Raw genomic sequence first — 18,495 nt, 5'->3', positions numbered from 1 at the left:
GACCGCTGAAACGCTGCGATCGCCGTCGTCAGAGCCCGGCCGCGCGGACAACCCGCGCGAAGCGGCTCTCGGCTGCGCACGCCGAGTACACGGCGGCGATGTCGTCGACTACGTCAAAGTCGGACAATTCATCTGCAAGCGTAACGTCGATTCCATTGGCGCGCAAGGCCTTCAGGGTGAGCTTTCCGGTGTCGGGTTGCGACATCGGAACGGTGCGCAAGCATTCGGCCATCGCCGGCGTCGCCACCCCGAGCACCCACCACCCGCCGTCACACGCCGGGCCGAGTAAGGCCGGCGCTGCGAGTAGGCGTTTCGCGCAACCGACCAGCAACCCGGCGGTCACCTGCGGGGTGTCCATCCCGATCTGCAGGACCGGATACCCCTGCGCCGAATCGGCGTGGGCGTTGGCGAGCCGGTCGCCGAAGTCCTCGCCGCGCTGCGCGATCACGGTGAACGAATCCAGTCGCCGCCGGATCTCGGCGGCCCCCGCGGCGGCGTCCAGGTCGCCGGTGAGTGCGACCACCCGCGCGGCCACGGGCGTGGCGGCCACGGCGTCCAGCGTGTCCAGCAGCGCGGCCGCGGCGATGTCGGCGGCGACCCGTTCGCCGACCGTGGCGGCGAGCCTGGTCTTGGCCAGGCCGGGCTCCGGCGCCTTGGCGACGACCAGCAACGTCACCGGCCGGATCACGAGATCGCCTTCCAGAAGTCCAGGATCGCGATGACGCTGCCCCGCAGCGACCCGCTGACCTTGGATTTGCCGCCGGTCCGGGGACCGTAGGCGACGTCCAGCTCGACCACGCGCCAGCCGGCCGCCGCGGCACGGACCAGAAGCTCGAGCGGATAGCCGGACCGCCGGTCGGCGACCCCCAATTCCAGCAGTGCCTGGCGCCGCGCCACCCGCATCGGCGCGATGTCGTGCACGGGCAGGCCATGACGGGCGCGCAACCGCCAGCTCATCACCACGGTGCCCAGCCGCGCGACCCACGGCCAGTGCAGCCCCGCCACGGGGCGGCGCCGGCCGATGACCAGGTCGGCGTCGTCGAGCGCGGCGACCAGCCGCGGCAGGTCACCGGGGTCCAGCGAGCCGTCGGCGTCGATGACCGCCACCATCGGGGTCGTCGCGGCGACCACCCCCGCGTGCACCGCGGACCCGTACCCGGGCCGCGGCTCGACGACCACCCGGGCGCCGTGGCGGCGCGCGACGGCGCCGGTGTCGTCGGTGCTGTTGTTGTCCACGACCAGCGCCTGGTACCCCTCGGGGATGGCCGCCAGCACCGCCGGCAGCGACTCCTCCTCGTCGAGACAGGGCAGCACCACCGTGACCGCGGCGTCCGGCTCCGGCATGGGGCGGCCGCTCAGAACCCGAAACCGTGTTGACCGCCACCTGCCCCGCCCGACCCCTGCGGCGTCTGAGGCTTCGGCGCCACCGGCTGGGGCGCCACCGGCTGGGGCGCCACCGGCTGGGGGGCCTGGGTCTGGGGGGCCTGGGTCTGGGGCGCCTGGGTCTGGGGCGCCTGGGTCTGGGGCTGCGTGTACGTCGGCACCGGCGCCTGGGTCGTGGGTTGGGTGCTCGGAACCGTCGACGGCGGCTCGGTGGGGGTCACCGGCGCCATCGACGTGGTCGGCGCGCTCGACGTCGTGGGCGCCATCGACGTGGTCGGCGCGCTCGACGTCGTGGGCGCGCTCGACGTGGTCGGCGCGCTCGACGTGGTGGGCGCGCTCGACGTGGTCGGCGCGCTCGACGTCGTGGGCGCCATCGACGTGGTCGGCGCGCTCGACGTCGTGGGCGGGGTGGGATTCGTGGTCGGCGGATTGTACGGCGGGTTCGGATATGGCGGCTGCCAGCCCGGGAACGGGATGGGGATCGGGATGGGCATCGGCACATTCGGCAGGGGGTTGGGCACGAAGCCCGGCCCGCCCGGCCCGCCGGGCGCGGCCGGCGCGTTCGGAGCGGGCCCGCCCGGGGCGGGTGGCGACGCCGGCTGTGGGGCCGCGCCTCCGTTCGCCGGGGCCGGGATGGTGCCGCCCTGGAACCCGGCGTCGGGCGCCTCGGGCGGCGGGGGCGGTACCGGGGCCTGCTGTTGCGTCGGCAACAGCGGCATGAACTTGCCGGGGGCGGCGTTCTGGTGTCCGACCACGGGTTCCTGGCTCGCGGTCGGCCGCACCGCGATCGCCGCCGCGACGGCCAGCGAGGCGAACCCGATGACCGCGAACGCGATGACGGCGTTGCCGATCAGCAGCGCGCGCCGGTTCAGGGGCGCCCGGCCGGCGGCGGCATCGTCGTAGTCGTATTCGTCGCCGTACTCCTCGAAGGCCGGCAACAGCTCGGAGTCGCCGGCCATCGAGTAGGCCAGCTGCTGTTCCTCGGCGTCCGGCTCGGCCGCGGGCGCCAGGGCGGTCGCGTCGCCGCCCGCCATCATCGCGGTTTCGTCGCCGCCCAGCACCGGCGCGGCCCGCGTGGCGTCCGGCGCGCCGGCGGCCGGGGCGGCCGCCAGCGCCGCACCCCGGGCCAGGGCGAACGTCGGGTCTTCGGGAATCTGCACCCGGGCGGTGGCATCGCCCAATTGGCCGGCGATGCGGGTCAGGTCGGACGAAGCGCGATCGGACGCACCGACCAGGTAGACCTCGCCGGGAGCGTCGGGGTGCTCACCGAGCCTGGCCATCAGCGTGTCGAACGTGGCCGTGGCGTCGTCGCCGGCGAGGGGCCCCGAGGCCAACAGCGTCGGCGGCGCGTCGACGTCCCCGGAGCCGGAGCCGGAGCCCACCAGCGACAACGTCGCCGTCTCGTCGTCGACCACCAGCGCGGCACCGGGGCGCCCGGCCGCCCGCATCAGGGCCGCCACCGCCTGTGACTCCGAGAGCACCGCGACGTTGAGGACACCGGAGTCTTCCAGCGCCCGCCGCAGCTGCTCGGCCCTGGGATGATCCGTCCAGCACAGCCGGGTGCCGACCAGGCGGTGACTCTCGTCGGCCAGGAGCCGGTTGGTGCCGACGACGGTCTCGGTCAGCTTCGCGACCGGGCTGTCTTCGAGGTCGACGACGGACTGGTCGATCACGTCGTTGCCCTCGCCGTCCGGCCCCAGCAGGGCCAAGCGGGCAACGGGGCCTGTGACCGCGACCCCCAAAACGACGTCCATCCCGGCTCTCCTTCGGCTGGCGACCCCGCAGCCAGCAATGTCCCGGCATCACTACACTGCGATACCGTCGGCAGTATCAGTTCGCCTACCAGCGCAGCGTAACCAGCGGCGGCGAACGACGGCACGGTCGCCGCGCAACGACACCCGGGGGGCCGCCGCCGCGGCGTCCGAACGGAGATTATGGTCGCAAGCGAGCAGCGCAGTCGGCCCGCCGGGGTGTTCCCCGGCCGCACCACCGAACCCGCGCCAGCGGTAACCGTCCTTGAGACCCGGGGGGCCTCGTGAGCCAGAGCAGCGACGACACGCCTACCGGCCCCATCGGCGGGCAGACGCAGCGCATGCCCGGCGCCGCCGCGCACCGGGCCCAGGCCGCCGCCGCCCCGGGACCGGCCCGCGGCTGGTCGCGGGCCCGCGACCTGACGGCCGCCGGCCTGCTCGTCGTCGCGCCGCTGCTGCCGTGGAACCTCTATTTCGGGCTCGGCATCCCCGGCACCAGCGGCGCCGTGTTCGCCGTGCTGATCGCGGTGACCGTGCTGTCGCTGCTGGCGCTGGGCGTGACGCGGCTGGGCCCGGTGCGGTCCCGGCCCGCCGTGGCCGGCCGGCTTCGCGCGGGCGGCAACGTCCCCTATCTGCTGCTGGTGCTGGCGTTCGTCGGGTTCGACGTGTTCGAGACGGTCCGTTTCGCCGGCACCGTGGAGGTGCCGGGCGGTGTCGGGCCGGGGGCGTGGCTCGGTGTGGCCGGCGCGCTGCTGAGCGCTCAACCGGTGAGCCTCGAGTCGACGGACACCAAGTTCCCCCTCGTCCGGGTCATCGGCTACGCGTCGATGCTCGGGGCGGCGCTGAGCTTCGGCTTCAACCTGTTCTGGCGGGTGAAGTACGCGCTGGGCGGCTCCGGGTTCGGCAAACAGAACCTTGCGGTCATCACGAGCGCGGTGGTCTACGGCGTGGTGGCCCTGGTCGCCGTCCTCGTCGCCTCCACCTGGCTCGTCCGCACCACCAAGGCGTCCCGGCTGGCCACCGTGGCGCTCGGGGTGTCGGCGCCGGTCGCCGGTGTCCTGGTGTGGATCCTGCCCGTCGGCCGTGACGTCGACGCATTCCACGGCATCGCGCAGAACACCTCGACGGCCGGCGTCGGGTTCGAGGGCTACCTGGCGTGGGCGGCGGCCGCGGCGGTGTTCGCGCCCCGGACGTTCCTGGACCACCGCGGCACGCGCGCGACCGAGGCGAACGCCTGGCGGGCGGCGGCCCGCAACGGCCTGGCGCTGATCGCCGTCTGGTGCCTGGGGTCGATGGCCATGCGGCTCACCGACCTCACCGTCGCGGTCAGCCTGAACTACCCGTTCTCCCGGTACGACAGCATGGTGCTGGCCGGCTTCGACCTGGTCACCGCGGCCCTGGCGATCTGGCTGCGCGTCAACCTGGCAAACGACGCGGTCTCGGCGCGGCTGGTGTCGTCGCTGTGCGGGCTCGTCGCCACGCTGAGCGTCTCGCGCGTCGTGCTGGGTGTCGCGCTGGCGCCGCGGTTCCAGGAGCCGCCCAACGCCACCGCGCGGAACCCGGTGTACGGCAACGATCTCGCCCAACAGATCACCAGCGTCTTCGACGTGACGCTGTGCGGGCTGGCCCTGTGCATCCTGACCGCGGCGATCGTCACCGGCCGCCGGCACCGGGGCCGCAAGCGCGCCGCCCCGGCCGGCGGCCGCCGGCCGTCGGCGGCACCGACCACCCGCGTCCGGGTGCCCCGCCCCGCCCCGCCCTCGGCGGCGGCGACCACGCGGATCCCGACGGGCGCCCCCCGCGCCGACGCGGAGCACCCCACCACCGTGATTCCGCAGGCGGGGCCGGGCCCGCGGATCTTCCGGGGCGACGACTCGGCCACGCGGCAGATCCCCGTGCCGAAGCCCAGGATCTTCCGGTCCCCGCACGACTCGACCTAGGCGGCGGTCGGACGCCTAGCTTCGCTCGTCGGTCGGCAGGCTGCCGGGTGGTTCCACGTCGAGCCTCTTCGCCACCGGCACATCGCTCGAGGAGTGCAGCGCGATGGTCACCGCGGCGAGGGTCAACACCCGGTCACCCTCGGGGAAGGGGTCCTTCACCGCGATCAGCGCATAGATCACCGAGGCGAAGCCCTTGGCGCCGAACCAGGCGGCGACCCACCGCTCCTGCATCGTCAACCGGGAGCGCACCAACGACAGCAGCATGACCCCGATGCGGACCACCACGATGGCGATCACCGCGAGCACCCACCCCTGCCAGCCGGCGTGCAGCAGCCGCGTGGGGGTGATCAACGCCCCGAAGACCAGCAACGCCGCGAACTTCGACAGCTCCGACAGCGACTCGCCGAACGGCTTGAACTTCTCGGTCGACTCCTTGTTGAGCGTGGCCCACGTCGACCCGGCCACGAACGCCGCCAGGTACGGGTTGGCGTCGAGAAAGCGGCCGGGGTGTGCCAGGTGGGTGATCGCGAACAAGACGATCGCGAGCGCGACCGGTGCGAGCGGCTGCAGGCGCGGCGCGGCGCCCAGGGCCGGTATCCGCCATATCAGCGCGACGACCAACGCCAGGACGAACCCGACCACCGCGCCCCCGAAGAGTTCCGCACCGAGAACCCACTGCCTGATCTGCTGGTGCTGTGCGATGTCGAGGGCGATCATGACGAACGGCAGGGTGAGCCCGTCGTTGAGGCCGGACTCGACGTTCAGCAACCGGCGCAACCGCAACGGGATGTCCTTGCGGGTCCACCATCGCGGACGCGAACACCGGGTCGGTGGGTGCCAGGAGCGCGCCGAAGACGAACGATCCCGACCAGTGCAGGTGGGTGATGAAGTGCGTGGGGACCGCGATCCCCACCATCGTCAACGGCATCCCCAGCCCCAGCGCCCTGCCCGGCAGCGGCCAGTTCTCTTTCAGCGCCTGAAAACTCGCCCGCTGCCCGCCGGCGAACACGACGATGTACAGCGCGATGGTGGGAAGCTGCCGCGTGATGGTGTCGCCCACCTCGATGTGGGTGAGCCCGAAGCCGCCCGGCCCCAGCAGCGCTCCGGCGACCATGAACACCAACGAGTTGGACAGCACGGTCCGGGCGGCGATACCCGACACCGACACGGCGATGAGCAGCATCACGCCGTATGCCAGGATCAGCGACTGCATGGTGGGCTCCTACGTCATCGCTGCCTGTCGTCGGCCGTGGTCTGGCGCCGCGACGAAGGTGTGAATACCTCGGTGTGGCCGGACTAACCTCGATTTTTCGCACTGGTGGGGTTCGGGGGTGCTGAGCCATGAAGATCGCTGAGCGATAGCGCATTTTGGACTTGGGGTGTGTTTGGCCGTCCCGTGTCGCCGGGGTGGGCGGGCTTTCCTATGGCCGGTGGGTCTTTCGGGTCGTCGGGGCGGGTTTGCGGTGGTCAGGGGAAGGCGGCGCGGATGCGTTGCCAGGCGGTTGCGATGGCGCCGGCCCAGCGCCAGGTCGCGTCGATGCGCAGCCGTAGTTGGCGGGCGCTGCGGGTGATGCGGGCCGCGACGTGTAGGACCCGGTAGCGGAAGGCGGTGATCTCGCAGCGGGCCAGCTGCGGGGCGTCGGTGAATCCGATCAGTTGGGCCCAGGCGACCAGATCGGCGGCGGCCAGGACGATTTCGAGCCAGGCGGCGTTGGACTGGAAATCATGACAGGGCAGGTTGGCCAGGCCGGCGGCTTTGGCTTCGCGGATGCGGTCCTCGACGCGGGCGTGTTGGCGGTGGCGCAGTTCCAGACCGGCCAGCTGCCCGGGAACCATCCCCGGTGGGGTGTCGGTGATGAAGGCGGTCACCCGCATGCCGTCGATGTCGGTGAAGCGCAGCTGCGCCCCGGGGTGTGGGCGTTCTTTGCGCAGCACCAGCCGGGTCCCGGCAGGCCAGCTCGACAGCGTGACCAGGCCGGTGGCCTCGGCCACCCACGCCCCGTCACGGATCTGCCCATCGGAGTCGATCCCCGGATACCAGCCATCGCCGAGGTTGAGGGTGTCCACGGCGTCCTGGACCCGGGCATCGACGGGAAACCCGAAGGAGAACCCGACCCCGTGATCGCGGCAGGCCTGGGCAAACTTGTGGGTGGCTCCGGCGGAATCTGAGCGCACCACCACCGCCGGCGCGGCCGGGTTCTGCGGGCCGGGACGCCAATCTGCCGGCAGCGAATCCAAAGCCTGCTGAAGGACCGTGATGTGATCGGCGGCGGTGTTGGATCCGGCGTTGCCTTTGCGCAGCAGCCCGGCCAGGGCCTCACCGCCGGCGATCTGCGGGCGGTCCAGAAACGCCAGCAGCGGGTGATGGCCGAACGACTTCTTCCACGTCGGGGCCGCCTGCGCCTTGTTGTCGGAATGGTCGATGACCAGCGTGGCGTCGATGTCGATGTACAGCGGCACACCCGCCGGGGGCGCGGCCCCGGCCGCCCAGGCCGCCGCCCGCGCCGATGCCCGCGCGGTGCGAACCTTCGGCAGGTGCGCGGCATCGATGCGATGGTCAACGAGCCGCCACATCGTCGTTGTCGAGGCCTTGGCCCCGAACGCATGCTCGCGATCTCCACACAACTGGCCGACCCCGTCGATGCAGTCCGCCCCGTCGGCTACCGCCGCGGCAAGATCGGCGAACACCGCACCCGGGGCATAGGTCCACGGCCCCTTGTAAGTATCGGCCAACACCGCCGTGACCTGCGCGGATAACCCGGTCAGATCGGCCAGTTCCCGCAACAGCCCCATCCCGGCGTGCGACACCACCCCGCGACCGTCCGCCGATACTTTCACCCGCCGCGCCACCGCGATACCCTTCACGTGCGAAGTGCCTTCCGCTCGCCATATGGAAACCTAGAGAATTCCCATTATGCGTTGCAGGACAGGCACTTTCGCGCATCAACACACAGCTACGTCGGCATTCCGCGAAAAATCCGGCTCCCCTGACACTTCCGTGGGTGGGTAGCCGCGAGGGAGGGGCGCACGTCGTTGTCGCCTAAGGTTTCTGGCTTGTCGAAGGTCAGGAACCAAGGGAGCGGGCAACGACGTGCGGAATGTGAGGTTATGGCGTGCGCTGCTGGGTGTCGATAAGCGCACGGTGATCGAGGACATCGAGTTCTCCGACGAGGGCGAGGACGCCGAGGTGGTGGTGGCGCGGGTGCGTCCCCGCAGCGGTGTTTCACAGCGTTGTGGGCGCTGTGGAAGCAAGGCGCCCTGGTATGACCGCGGTGAGGGTCCACGCCGATGGCGGGGCCTGGATTTGGGGACGGTGCAGGTGCTGTTGGAGGCCGACGCGCCGCGGGTGAACTGCCCCACACACGGGCCGACCGTGGTTGCGGTGCCGTGGGCGCGTCATCGCGCCGGACACACCTTGGCCTTCGATGACACGGTGGCCTGGCTGGTGGTGGCGTGTTCGAAAACCGCGGTGTGCGAGTTTATGCGGATCGCGTGGCGCACTGTCGGCGCGATCGTGGCGCGGGTCTGGGCCGACACCGAAAAGACCGCTGATCGGTTTGCCAACCTGCGCCGGATCGGCATCGACGAGATTTCCTACAAACGCCATCACAAGTATTTGACCGTGGTCGTTAACCACGACAGCGGGCATCTGATCTGGGCCGCACCGGGACGCGACAAGGCTACCCTGCGAAAGTTTTTCGACGCTGTGGGCGCCGAGCGCTGCGGGTTGATCACCCACGTGTCCGCTGACGCCGCGGACTGGATCGCCGACGTGGTGGCCGAGCGCTGCCCGGGCGCGATCCTTTGCGCCGATGCGTTCCATGTGGTCTCCTGGGCCACCGAGGCACTCGACACCGAGCGCCGGCGGGCCTGGAACGACGCGCGCTCGCTGGCTCGTAGCGAGCCCAAATGGGGCCGCGGCCGGCCCAGCGAAGACACGCCGCCGCGACCGGGACACGAGCGGGCCCGCAAGCTCAAAGGGGCCCGCTACGCGCTGTGGAAAAATCCCGAGGACCTCACCGAACGGCAAAGCCAGAAGCTGGCCTGGATCGCTAAAACCGACACCCGGCTGTACCGTGCCTACCTCCTCAAAGAGGGCCTGCGGCATGTGTTCTCGGTCAAGGGGCAAGAAGGCAAGGACGCCCTCGACAAGTGGATCTCCTGGGCACGCCGCTGCCGCATTCCGGTGTTTGTCGATCTGGCTCGCCGCATCGTCAAACACCGCGACAGCATCGACGCCGCCCTCGACCACGGCCTGTCCCAGGGGCTAATCGAATCCACCAACACCAAGATCCGGGTCCTGACCCGCATCGCGTTCGGATTCCACAACCCCGCCGCACTGATCGCCCTGGCCATGCTCGCCCTCGGGGGCCACCGACCCGCCCTACCCGGCCGCGGCTGACACCCCCATCAGGGCCACCTCTCGGGGATGTCCCAGGGATGTCCCTTCCCCAAGCGTTGCCGATTCTGCACCACCCGCTCGTCGGCGTCCATGTCGTTCCGCCTCGCTGCGCTCGGGGGCTCCACATGGACACCTCCCACGCGGGGCAGCGCCAAGGAGCAACTATCGCGGAAGGGACCACAGAAACGTCCAACCATCACTGCACCGGCCGCTGAAACCGGGCTTGATCGACCCACGGATACGTCAGGAGAGCCAAAAATCCGGACTAATCACCGGCCTTCCGCGCAGCCCCGTCCGCCGGGGTCACGCGCCGCTACGGCCGTTAACCGCGCAGCGGCGCGAAAGCGAAGTCCCGCAGGCCTTTTCGGGGTTCGATGGCGGCCCGGAACCCCAGAGCTTCGGCGGCCCGGGCCGGATCGGCGACGATATGGCGCACGTCGCCGCTGCGGTACTGGCCGGTCACCACCGGCGCCGGCGCACCGTCGCGCGCGTCGCACAGCGCCGTCGCCACCTCCATGATGGAGACCGGCCGCCCCGAGCACACGTTGGCCGCGAGGAAGTCGCCGCGGTCGCTCGCCGCCGCGGCCACGTTCGCGGCGGCTACGTCGTCGACGTGGACGAAGTCACGCATCTGGCCGCCGTCCTCGAAAACCCTTGGTGGTTCTCCCTTTTCCAACGAGGACCGAAAGATGGCCGCCACCCCCGAATAGGGCGTGTCACGCGGCATCCCGGGGCCGTAGACGTTGTGGTAGCGCAGCGCCACCACCGACCCGCCCGTCGCCTCCGACCACGCCAGCGCGTAGTGCTCCTGCGCGGTCTTGCTGGCGGCATACAGGCTCCGCGGCCGCAGGGCGGCGTCCTCGTCGACGAGGCGCCACCGCAACTCCTCACCGCCGACCGGACAGCGGTGCTCGAAGACCCCGGCGTCCAGGTCGGCGCGCCGGCGCGGCAGCGGGTCGACGGGCCCGTGTTCGGGGCAGTGGTAGCGCCCCTGTCCGTACACCACCATCGACGACGCGAGCACCAGGCGGCGCACGCCGGCCGCGAACATCTGCGCGAGCAACACCGTGGTGGCCAGGTCGTTGTGGCCGCCGTAGGCGGGCGCGTCCGCGGCGTCCACGCCGGCCCCCACCATCGCGGCGTGATGGCACACGAGGTCGACGCCGGCCAGCAGCGGGGCCAGCGCGTCGGCGTCGCGGACGTCGACCCGGTGGCACCCGGGCGGCAGGTCCGCGTCCGGGCCGTGGGCGGCCGGCAGCAGCACGTCGACGCCCACCACGTCGTGACCCGCGGCCCGCAGCGCCGCGTCGACCCGCGACCCGATGAAACCGGCCGCGCCGGTCAGCAGCACCCTCACGGCAGCTCGACGGGCAGCGTGACGCCGGTGTGCGGCAGGCAGTGGGTGCAGGTGCGCTCGGAGGCCACCCGCGCGATCGCCTCGCGCACCAGCTTCTTGAACAGCTCGACGTTGCGCTGGAACTGCGCGAACACCTCGGCGGTCTTCACCCCCTCCCCGACCGCCACGCCCGCATCCAGATCGGTGACCAAAGCTATTGTTGCATAACATATTTCAAGCTCACGAGCGAGCACCGACTCCGGGTAGCCGGTCATGTTGACCAGGCCGAACCCCGCCGAGGCGAACCATCGGCTCTCGGCGCGGGTCGAGAACCGCGGGCCCTGGATCACCACCATGGTGCCGCCGTCGACCACGTCGGGCAGGCCGGTGACGGCGGCGCGCAAGGTCGGGCAGTACGGGTCGGCGAAGTCGACGTGGATGCCGCCGGAGTCGAAGTAGGTGTCGGAGCGGCCGCTCGTGCGGTCGACCAGTTGGTCGGGCACGACGACCGTGCCCGGACCGTTGGCCGGGTCGAGGCTGCCGACGGCGCACGGGCCGAAGACGCGCCGCACCCCGAGCTTGCGCAGCGCCCACATGTTGGCCCGGTAGGGCACGGTGTGCGCCGAAAATTCGTGGGTGGCGCCGTGGCGGGGCAGGAAGGCGACCTCGTGCCCGCCGACCGTGCCGAGGGTGACCGGGGCGCTGGGCCGGCCGTAGGGGGTGTCCACGGTGACGGTGCGAACGTCGGATTCGAGGAACGTGTAGAAGCCGCTGCCGCCGATCACCCCGAGCATCCGCCCATTCTGGTGCATGGGCCTTCGGCGGGATGTTGCAGGATGTTTTCGTGGCCAGTTTCGGGCAGTGGATCTCGGGTGCGCGGCCGCGGACGCTGCCCAACGCGGTGGCGCCCGTGGTCGCCGGAACCGGCGCCGCGGCGTGGCTGCACGCCGCGGTGTGGTGGAAGGCGCTGCTGGCGCTGGCCGTCGCGGTCGCGCTGACCGTCGGCGTCAACTACGCCAACGACTACTCCGACGGCGTGCGCGGCACCGACGACGACCGCGCCGGCCCGGTGCGGCTGGTCGGGGCGCGACTGGCGGCGCCGCGCTCGGTGCTGACCGCGGCGGTGGTCAGCCTGACGGTGGCCGCCGCGGCGGGCGTCGCGCTGGCACTGCTGTCCGCGCCGTGGCTGATCGCGGTCGGCGCCGCCTGCATCGCGGGGGCCTGGCTGTACACCGGCGGGTCGAAGCCCTACGGCTACGCCGGTTTCGGCGAGGTCGCGGTGTTCGTGTTCTTCGGCCTGGTCGCGGTGTTGGGCACCGAGTACACCCAGGCGCTGCGGGTGGACTGGGTGGGGCTGGTGCTGGCGGTGTCGACGGGGGCGCTGTCGTCGTCGGTGCTGGTGGCCAACAACCTGCGCGACATCCCCACCGACGCGCAGTCGCACAAGATCACGCTGGCGGTGCGTCTCGGCGACGCCCGCACCCGCACGCTGTACCAGGCGCTGCTGGTGACCGCCGGGGCGCTGACCCTGGTGCTGACGGCGGCCACGCCGTGGTGCGCGGCGGGCCTGGTGGCCACGCCGTTGGCGCTGCGGGCCGCGGGGCCGGTGCGATCGGGCCGCGGCGGCCCGGCGCTGATCCCGGTGCTGCGCGACACCGGCCTGGCGATGGTCGTCTGGGCGGTCGCGGTGGCGCTGGCGTTGACGCTGGCGCGCTGATCGGGTGTGCGCTAGTCCTCGTCGACGTCCTCGCCGCGCAGGCGGGCTTGCAGCTGTTCTCGTTCCCGGCGGCGGCGTTCCCCGGCCGTCGCGAGCGCGGCGGTGGCCCGCCGGCGCAGCGGGCTGAACAACCAGATGCCCAGCGGCATCGCGATGATCAATGCGAACAACGCGGCGACGATGACGGGGAACTGCGCGATCCCCAGCAGCCGGGCGATCCCGTAGATCACCCCGGTGAGCGCGGCCACGAGCAACAACCGCGCTGCCGCGTAAGGCAGGACACCGCCGATCGTGCCGCCGCCCCGGTGTCCGGTGCCTTCGGTGCCTTCGGTGCCTTCGGTGCCTTCGGGGCCCGGCTCTGCTGCCACGGGTCGAGCCTACGACGCGGGTATATTCGCTGCAGGAGGTGTTGAGTGCTCTATCTGCTCGTCGTGCTGATCCTGGGGACCCTGATCTACGTCGGCTGGCGCGCGGCGCGGCTGCAGAACGGTCGGCCGAAGACGCGCGTCATCGGACCCGACGACGATCCCGACTTCCTCCGGCGATTAGGCCACGGGGACAACAACCCTCGCTAGCCGCTCAGCCCAGACCCGGGTTGCGCTGGTCGCCACCGAACCCGTCGGCCACGACGGCCGCCAGTTCGACGAGCGCCTCGCGGGTCCCCCGCCGCAACCGGTCCAGGCTGATCTCGGCGCCCTCCTCGAGATGCGGGTCGAACGGCACGATGCGCACGGCGCGGCAGCGGCGGGAGAAGTGGTCGACCACCTTGTTCATGTCGACCTTGCCGGTGCGCGGGCGCACCGCGTTGATCACGGCGATCGAATCGCGGACCAGGTCCTCGTGGCCGTGGGCGTCCAGCCAGTCCAGCGTCGCCGAGGCGCTGCGCGCGCCGTCGATGGATCCCGAGCTGACGACGACCAGCACGTCGGCCTTGTCCAGCACCGACGACATCGCCGAGTGCAGCAGCCCGGTGCCGCAGTCGGTGAGCACCAGGCCGTAGAACCGTTCCAGGACGTCGAGGGTGCGGTCGTAGTCGGCGGCGCTGAACGCCTCCGACACGGACGGATCGGTCTCCGACGCCAGCACTTCCAGCCCGCTCGGCCCTTTCGAGGTGTACCGGCGAATGTCGCTGTAGCGCTCGATGCTCCCGGCGTCGTGCAGCATCTCGCGCACCGTCGCCGCCGTCTCCAGCGGCACCTTCTGGCTCAGGGTGCCGCGGTCCGGGTTGGCGTCGACGGCCACCACCCGGTCGCCGCGGATCTCGGCGAACGTCGCCCCCAGCGTCGCGGCGATCGTGGTCTTGCCCACCCCGCCCTTCAGCGACAGCAACGCGATCCGGTAGCAGCCCCGCAGCGGCCGGTTGACCTGGGCCACCAGGTTGTTGTAGCGGGCGGCCCGGGCTCCCTCGCCCACGTTGATCAGCCCGTTGGACAGCACGTACAGCAGCCGGCGCCAGCCCTCGGTGGGCGGGGGCTTCACCGGGCGCAACAGCATGCTGGTGGACAGCTCCGGGTACGGCGTGTGCGGCAGCGGCTCGGGACGGCGCGGGCCCGACGGCGCCGCCGGCGCGGGGCGGACCTCGGTGGGGCCCGCATCGACCGGTCCGGTGTAGTACGCGCCGTAGGCCGTCGGGTCGACGCGCGTCATGCCGGTGGCCGGCGTCGGTTCCCACTGCGGCATCCCGCCCGAGGGGGGCCACTCCTGCCTGCCGGGGCCCCGCCGCTCCGTGCGGAACCCGGCGAAGGCGCGGGTCGGCGCATCGCCGCCCGGCTCGCGCGGCGCCCCGGCCTGCTGTTCGGCAGCCTCCTGCGGGCGCAACTGCCTGGTCGGCTGATCGGGCGATTCGACGCCCGTCGTCGGCTCCTCGGACATGTGCACTCCCCCTGGATCGGTTATGCGGGTCGTTTGCCCACTGTCAGACCAGCCGTCAGCCCACGCCCGCGTACGAGTGCAGGCCCACGGTCACCAGATTAACGAAGAACAGGTTGAAGACCATGGCCACGAACCCCGCGACGTTGATCCAGGCCGCTTTCCGGTCCCGCCACCCCGCGGTCGAGCGGGCGTGCAGGTAGGCCGCGTACACCACCCACGCGACGAACGACACCGTCTCCTTGGGGTCCCAGCCCCAGTACCTGCCCCAGGCCTCCTCGGCCCAGATAGCGCCGAAGATCACGCCGAAACCGAACACCGGGAACGCGAAGATCGTGGTGCGGTAGGCGATGCGGTCCAGCGTCTGCGCATCCGGGAACCGCTGCACGAGCCGGGCCAGTGCTCCGTCGGTCTCGGGTTGCCCCAGCCGCGACGTGCGCAACAGGAACAGGACGCTGGCGATGCCGGCGACCATGAACACCCCCGACCCGAGGCTCACCACCGACACGTGGATGGGCAGCCAGTAGGACTGCAGCGCAGGCATCACCGGGGCCGCGTTGGTGTAGAGCCAGCGGCCGGACACCGTCAGCAGGATCAGGATCGGCACCAGCAGGAAGACCCACAGCGGGCGGTAAAGCGGGCGGCGCAGCACGACGGCGCCGGCGAGCAGGCCGCACAGGCACGTCAGGTTGATGAACTCGTACATGTTGCCCCACGGCGGGCGCAGGGTGGCCAGACCGCGCAGCACGACGCACGCCACCAGCAGCCCGATGCCGAGGTAGACCACGGCCAGCCCGGCCCGCCCGGTGCGTTCGTCGAACGGCCGCGCGGGGACGTCGTCCACGATGCCGGGAAGGTCACTGTCGGTGCCGACCGAGCCCGCCAGCACCCGCTCGCGACGGTCCACGCGGCGCCCGCCCGCGTAGGCCAGTTCGACGGCGAGCAACAGCAGCGCCACCACCAGGGCCACCACGGCCGAGGTGAAAGCCCAGTCCGAGTAGCGTGCCAGCGTGATGTTGACGTGCAGGGTGTTCATGTGACGTCCACCTGAAGGCTCCTCTTGGCGGCCTCGGGGGCCGCGTCCAGTCCGGCGAGCAACCGCTCGCTCAGCCGCTCGAACTCGTCGCCCCAACCGGAGTTGTCGGTGCGGGCCAGGCCACCCAGTTCGACGTTCACCGTACCGGGGTCGGTTTCGCCGACGGGGGTCAGACGCACCCAGACCCGGCGGCGTCGCACCAGCAGCGACACGACCAGCCCCGCCATCATCGTGATGGCGAACACCAGCACCCAGGCCTGGCCCGGATCGTGCGACACCTGCAGGTTGACGAACGGCACCGCGCCGTCGAAGCGCACGACGGTGCCCGCCGCCGGGCCCGCCTCGATCCGGACCTCCTGCCCGGGGCGCAGGTTGACCCGCTTTTCCCGGGTCAGCCGGCCCTGCTGGAGCAGCCGGGGATCCAGGGTGAACAGCGACTGGGGCCGTCCGCTGTCCAGCCCGGTGTCGCCGCGGTAGATGTCGATGGCCACCGCGGGGGCGTCCAGGGCCGGGAACCGCGAGGACAGCAGGGTGCCGTCGAGCTGCTCGGTAGGCGCCAGCAGGCCCTGGATCGCGATCTCGTGCTGACGTCGCTCGCTCGCGTCGGGATAGCTGCGGGCCGGCGGGTCGACCCGCACCACCCCCGACGACAGCAGGGTGCGCGGGTTGTCGGGGCGCCACTGCACGGTCGACGTGCGGGTCTGCCCGTCCGGGAACGTCACCGTGAACGTGGGGGCGTACCCGTGGCCTTGCAGGTAGACCCGGTCGCCGCCGACCCGCAGCGGGTGGTTGACCTCCAGCCGGTAGTGCCGCCAGCGGTTGGCCGCCAGGTCCCGGCCCGCCTGGTAATCGATGTTCGCGGCGTACGAGGTGGCCTGCCCCGACGGCAGGTAGTGCGCCCGGAAATCGTCGACGCGCACGCAGATCGGGCGCAGCGACGTGCCGTCGACGGTGTTTCCGGCGCGGAACGAGTCGAACGCGGCCGGGGAGGCCGAGCAGAAGCCGGGTCCGCCGTCGGCGACGACGATCACGTTGCCCTCGTAGCCGAACAGCTTGCCGGCGGCCACCGCGACCAGCAGGCCCAGCAGCGAGAAATGGAAGACGAGGTTGCCGAACTCGCGCAGGTAGCCCTTCTCGGCGGACACTTCGACCACGTCGTCCTCCTGGCGCACGGCCGTGCGCCAGCCGCGCAGCCGGCCACGGATCGTGTTGGCCAGGGCGTTCAGCTCCGCGGGATCGGCCGCCAGCCGAACGTCGGCGTGCTTGGGCAGCCGGGCCAGGTTGCGCGGCGCGGCCACCGGCGTGGCGCGCAGGCTGCGGGCGTGCTCGATCATCCGCGGGGTGAGACAGCCCACCAGGGACACGAACAGCAGCACGTACACGGCGGTGAACCAGAAGCTGGAGAACACGTCGAAGGCCTGCAGCCGGTCCAGCCACGGGCCGATCACCGGGTGCGACTTGATGTAGTCGTCGACCTTGCCGGCGTTGAGGCTGCGCTGCGGCAGCAGGGCCCCGGGTATCGCGCCGAGCGCGAGCAGGAACAGCAGCACCAGCGCGGTGCCCATCGAGGTCAGCGTCCGCCAGGTGTTGCGCCCCTTCTGCGCGAGCAGACGCAGAATCGCCCCAAAACGTCCCGTTTTGGGCGATTCTGCGTCTGCTCGCGCCATCAGATCGGCAGCCTCACGTCGGAGACGAACGCGTCGCGCAGCCACGACACGAAGTCGTTCCACGCCCCGGTGACCAGCAGCGCGCCGACCGCGATCAGCAGCGCGCCGCCGAACACCTGGATGGCCCGGGTGTGCCGCCGCAGCCAGCCCAGGCCCGCCACCGCGCCCGCCGAGCCGAACGCCAGCGCCACGAACGGGATCCCCAGGCCCAGGCAATAGGCAATGACCAGCACGATCCCGCGCGCGACGTCGGCGCCCTGGGTGGCCGAGGCCAGCGTGATCACCCCGGTCAGCGTCGGGCCCAGGCACGGCGTCCAGCCCAGCGCGAACACCGCGCCGAGCAGCGGCGCGCCGGCGACCGTGGTGAACTGCCGCGGGCTGAACCGCGCCTGGCGCTGCAGCGCCGGGATCAGGCCGACGAACACCAGCCCCATCACGATGGTCAGCACGCCACCCGCCCGCTGCAGCAGCAGCTGGTTGGTGATCAGCGTGGTCGTCATCCCGAGCACGGCGACGGTGCCCAGCACGAACACCGTGGTGAACCCGGCGACGAACAACGCCGCCGACCCCGCGACCCGCCACCGGGCGCCCGGCGGGGCCTCGGTCGCGCCCGGCAGCGGCTGCTCGTCCACCCCGACCACGGCCGCCAGATACGACAGGTAGCCCGGCACCAGCGGCACCACGCACGGTGACGCGAACGACACCAGCCCGGCGAGCAGGCACACGCCGAGGGCCACCACCAGCGGGCCGGCGGCGGCGAGGTGGGCGAAGCCGCTCATCGCGGCGCGGCCTGGCCGGCCGGGGACTCGTGGGCGACCCGCTCCACGACGGGCTGCAGGTCCTGGGCGAGCAGCTCCCGCAGGAACACCGCCGCGACCCGGTGCCGGCGGTCCAGCACCAGGGTGGACGGGATGACGGTGGTGGGGTACTTGCCGCCGAACGCGATCAGCGTGCGCATCGCGGGGTCGTAGATCGACGGGTAGGTCACGTGCCGGTCGTCGACGAAGTCCAGCGCGGCCTGGCGGCTGTTGTCGCGCACGTCGATGCCCAGGAAGGACACCCCCGCGTCGCGGGTGGCGTCGTAGACCCGCTGCAGCTGGCCGATCTCGGCCCGGCACGGACCGCACCACTGCCCCCACACGTTGACGACGACGACGCGGCCGGCGAAGTCGTCCAGCGACAACGTGCGCGCCGGGTCGGCCAGGTCCGGCCCGGACAGCGGGCCCGGGCGGCCACGGCTGGACGGCGGGTCGTAGTAGATGTCGGTCTTGCCACCGGGCGAGACGAACTCGAAGGTGCCGCCCTGGGCCACCGCGTCGCGACCGGTGCAGCCGGCGAGCAGGCCCGCCAGCATCATCGCGGCCATCGCCAGCCCTCGCACGGTCACGGCGCCG

Annotated in this window: 18 protein-coding genes and 1 pseudogene; 5 read left to right on the top strand and 14 right to left on the bottom strand. The window is 71.8% G+C overall.

The window, feature by feature from the left end:
* Nucleotides 1-28: 28 nt before the first annotated feature.
* Genes ACJ512_RS04250 through ACJ512_RS04240 form a run of 3 tightly spaced genes read right to left on the bottom strand, consistent with a single transcriptional unit; the run spans nucleotide 29 to nucleotide 3,137 of the window.
* On the bottom strand, nucleotides 29-685 hold the full coding sequence (locus ACJ512_RS04250; protein ID WP_407685201.1) for a TIGR04282 family arsenosugar biosynthesis glycosyltransferase: 657 nt from the start codon (nucleotides 683-685) through the stop codon (nucleotides 29-31).
* Nucleotides 685-1,344, bottom strand: a complete 660-nt coding sequence (locus ACJ512_RS04245; protein ID WP_407685196.1) for a glycosyltransferase family 2 protein — start codon at nucleotides 1,342-1,344, stop codon at nucleotides 685-687. The genes ACJ512_RS04250 and ACJ512_RS04245 overlap by 1 nt, the downstream gene beginning before the upstream one ends.
* Nucleotides 1,345-1,355: 11 nt before the next feature.
* The gene (locus tag ACJ512_RS04240) at nucleotides 1,356-3,137 is read right to left on the bottom strand and encodes a hypothetical protein (RefSeq protein WP_461479978.1); all 1,782 of its coding nucleotides are present in this window, start codon (nucleotides 3,135-3,137) and stop codon (nucleotides 1,356-1,358) included.
* Nucleotides 3,138-3,475: 338 nt separating this feature from the next.
* On the opposite strand from ACJ512_RS04240, the gene ACJ512_RS04235 reads away from it, so the two are divergent.
* A complete protein-coding gene (locus ACJ512_RS04235; RefSeq protein WP_461480097.1) occupies nucleotides 3,476-5,074 on the top strand; it encodes a DUF7937 domain-containing protein in 1,599 nt (532 codons plus the stop codon).
* 15 nt (nucleotides 5,075-5,089) lie between these two features.
* On the opposite strand, the gene ACJ512_RS04230 is transcribed toward ACJ512_RS04235, so the two are convergent.
* Entirely contained in the window at nucleotides 5,090-5,857 is a 768-nt protein-coding gene (locus ACJ512_RS04230) for a cation:proton antiporter domain-containing protein (protein WP_407689808.1), read from the bottom strand.
* A 73-nt stretch (nucleotides 5,858-5,930) separates the two neighbouring features.
* Nucleotides 5,931-6,188, bottom strand: a pseudogene (locus tag ACJ512_RS04225) (cation:proton antiporter); the annotation flags it as partial.
* Here ACJ512_RS04225 and ACJ512_RS04220 point away from each other — a divergent pair.
* Nucleotides 6,121-6,351, top strand: coding sequence for a hypothetical protein (locus ACJ512_RS04220; protein WP_407689809.1), 231 nt, complete (start codon nucleotides 6,121-6,123; stop codon nucleotides 6,349-6,351). The pseudogene ACJ512_RS04225 and the gene ACJ512_RS04220 sit on opposite strands and share 68 nt — an antisense overlap.
* A gap of 190 nt (nucleotides 6,352-6,541) precedes the next feature.
* Here the strand turns inward: ACJ512_RS04220 and ACJ512_RS04215 are convergent, their stop codons facing one another.
* Complete coding sequence (locus ACJ512_RS04215) at nucleotides 6,542-7,939, bottom strand: IS1380 family transposase (protein ID WP_461479977.1); 1,398 nt, start codon at nucleotides 7,937-7,939, stop codon at nucleotides 6,542-6,544.
* Nucleotides 7,940-8,165: 226 nt separating this feature from the next.
* On the opposite strand from ACJ512_RS04215, the gene ACJ512_RS04210 reads away from it, so the two are divergent.
* Nucleotides 8,166-9,476 carry an ISL3 family transposase gene (locus ACJ512_RS04210; RefSeq protein WP_407689792.1) on the top strand — a complete coding sequence of 437 codons (1,311 nt, stop codon included), beginning with the start codon at nucleotides 8,166-8,168 and terminating at the stop codon, nucleotides 9,474-9,476.
* Between the two features lie 322 nt (nucleotides 9,477-9,798).
* On the opposite strand, the gene ACJ512_RS04205 is transcribed toward ACJ512_RS04210, so the two are convergent.
* On the bottom strand, nucleotides 9,799-10,833 hold the full coding sequence (locus ACJ512_RS04205) for an NAD-dependent epimerase/dehydratase family protein (RefSeq protein ID WP_407685283.1): 1,035 nt from the start codon (nucleotides 10,831-10,833) through the stop codon (nucleotides 9,799-9,801).
* The gene (locus ACJ512_RS04200) at nucleotides 10,830-11,606 is read right to left on the bottom strand and encodes an S-methyl-5'-thioadenosine phosphorylase (RefSeq protein WP_407685282.1); all 777 of its coding nucleotides are present in this window, start codon (nucleotides 11,604-11,606) and stop codon (nucleotides 10,830-10,832) included. Before ACJ512_RS04200 ends, ACJ512_RS04205 begins: the two co-directional genes overlap by 4 nt.
* A gap of 50 nt (nucleotides 11,607-11,656) precedes the next feature.
* On the opposite strand from ACJ512_RS04200, the gene ACJ512_RS04195 reads away from it, so the two are divergent.
* The gene (locus ACJ512_RS04195; protein ID WP_407685281.1) at nucleotides 11,657-12,529 is read left to right on the top strand and encodes a 1,4-dihydroxy-2-naphthoate polyprenyltransferase; all 873 of its coding nucleotides are present in this window, start codon (nucleotides 11,657-11,659) and stop codon (nucleotides 12,527-12,529) included.
* An 11-nt stretch (nucleotides 12,530-12,540) separates the two neighbouring features.
* On the opposite strand, the gene ACJ512_RS04190 is transcribed toward ACJ512_RS04195, so the two are convergent.
* Nucleotides 12,541-12,819, bottom strand: a complete 279-nt coding sequence (locus ACJ512_RS04190; protein ID WP_407685293.1) for a DUF4229 domain-containing protein — start codon at nucleotides 12,817-12,819, stop codon at nucleotides 12,541-12,543.
* A gap of 123 nt (nucleotides 12,820-12,942) precedes the next feature.
* Here ACJ512_RS04190 and ACJ512_RS04185 point away from each other — a divergent pair, with 123 nt between their 5' ends.
* Nucleotides 12,943-13,104 (top strand): hypothetical protein, encoded by a 162-nt coding sequence (locus ACJ512_RS04185; protein WP_407685280.1) that lies wholly within the window; start codon nucleotides 12,943-12,945, stop codon nucleotides 13,102-13,104.
* Between the two features lie 4 nt (nucleotides 13,105-13,108).
* Here ACJ512_RS04185 and ACJ512_RS04180 read toward each other — a convergent pair whose 3' ends face one another.
* The 5 genes from ACJ512_RS04180 to ACJ512_RS04160 all read right to left on the bottom strand — a co-directional run bounded on the left by ACJ512_RS04180 (nucleotide 13,109) and on the right by ACJ512_RS04160 (nucleotide 18,488).
* The gene (locus ACJ512_RS04180) at nucleotides 13,109-14,407 is read right to left on the bottom strand and encodes a MinD/ParA family ATP-binding protein (protein ID WP_407685279.1); all 1,299 of its coding nucleotides are present in this window, start codon (nucleotides 14,405-14,407) and stop codon (nucleotides 13,109-13,111) included.
* Between the two features lie 49 nt (nucleotides 14,408-14,456).
* Entirely contained in the window at nucleotides 14,457-15,434 is a 978-nt protein-coding gene (gene ccsB / locus ACJ512_RS04175; protein ID WP_407685278.1) for a c-type cytochrome biogenesis protein CcsB, read from the bottom strand.
* Nucleotides 15,431-16,999 (bottom strand): cytochrome c biogenesis protein ResB, encoded by a 1,569-nt coding sequence (gene resB, locus ACJ512_RS04170; protein WP_407685277.1) that lies wholly within the window; start codon nucleotides 16,997-16,999, stop codon nucleotides 15,431-15,433. Before resB ends, ccsB begins: the two co-directional genes overlap by 4 nt.
* Nucleotides 17,000-17,100: 101 nt before the next feature.
* A complete protein-coding gene (locus tag ACJ512_RS04165; RefSeq protein ID WP_407685276.1) occupies nucleotides 17,101-17,880 on the bottom strand; it encodes a cytochrome c biogenesis CcdA family protein in 780 nt (259 codons plus the stop codon).
* Nucleotides 17,877-18,488, bottom strand: coding sequence for a TlpA disulfide reductase family protein (locus ACJ512_RS04160; RefSeq protein WP_407685275.1), 612 nt, complete (start codon nucleotides 18,486-18,488; stop codon nucleotides 17,877-17,879). The genes ACJ512_RS04165 and ACJ512_RS04160 overlap by 4 nt, the downstream gene beginning before the upstream one ends.
* Nucleotides 18,489-18,495 lie beyond the last annotated feature (7 nt).

Origin of the sequence: Mycobacterium cajalii (assembly GCF_045809005.2) — a bacterium.
Lineage (GTDB): Bacteria > Actinomycetota > Actinomycetes > Mycobacteriales > Mycobacteriaceae > Mycobacterium.
The sequence above is the reverse complement of the archived record's forward strand: the minus strand, read 5'-3'. Positions and strand labels throughout refer to the sequence as shown.

Bases quoted from the DNA above. Each gene is read 5' to 3' on its own strand.
- ACJ512_RS04200 (WP_407685282.1), bottom strand. From the start codon at position 11,606: ATGCTCGGGGTGATCGGCGGCAGCGGCTTCTACACGTTCCTCGAATCC.
- ACJ512_RS04245 (WP_407685196.1), bottom strand. From the start codon at position 1,344: ATGCCGGAGCCGGACGCCGCGGTCACGGTGGTGCTGCCCTGTCTCGAC.
- ACJ512_RS04235 (WP_461480097.1), top strand. From the start codon at position 3,476: ATGCCCGGCGCCGCCGCGCACCGGGCCCAGGCCGCCGCCGCCCCGGGA.
- ACJ512_RS04220 (WP_407689809.1), top strand. From the start codon at position 6,121: ATGGTGTCGCCCACCTCGATGTGGGTGAGCCCGAAGCCGCCCGGCCCC.
- ACJ512_RS04165 (WP_407685276.1), bottom strand. From the start codon at position 17,880: ATGAGCGGCTTCGCCCACCTCGCCGCCGCCGGCCCGCTGGTGGTGGCC.
- ACJ512_RS04240 (WP_461479978.1), bottom strand. From the start codon at position 3,137: ATGGACGTCGTTTTGGGGGTCGCGGTCACAGGCCCCGTTGCCCGCTTG.
- ccsB (WP_407685278.1), bottom strand. From the start codon at position 15,434: ATGAACACCCTGCACGTCAACATCACGCTGGCACGCTACTCGGACTGG.
- resB (WP_407685277.1), bottom strand. From the start codon at position 16,999: ATGGGCACCGCGCTGGTGCTGCTGTTCCTGCTCGCGCTCGGCGCGATA.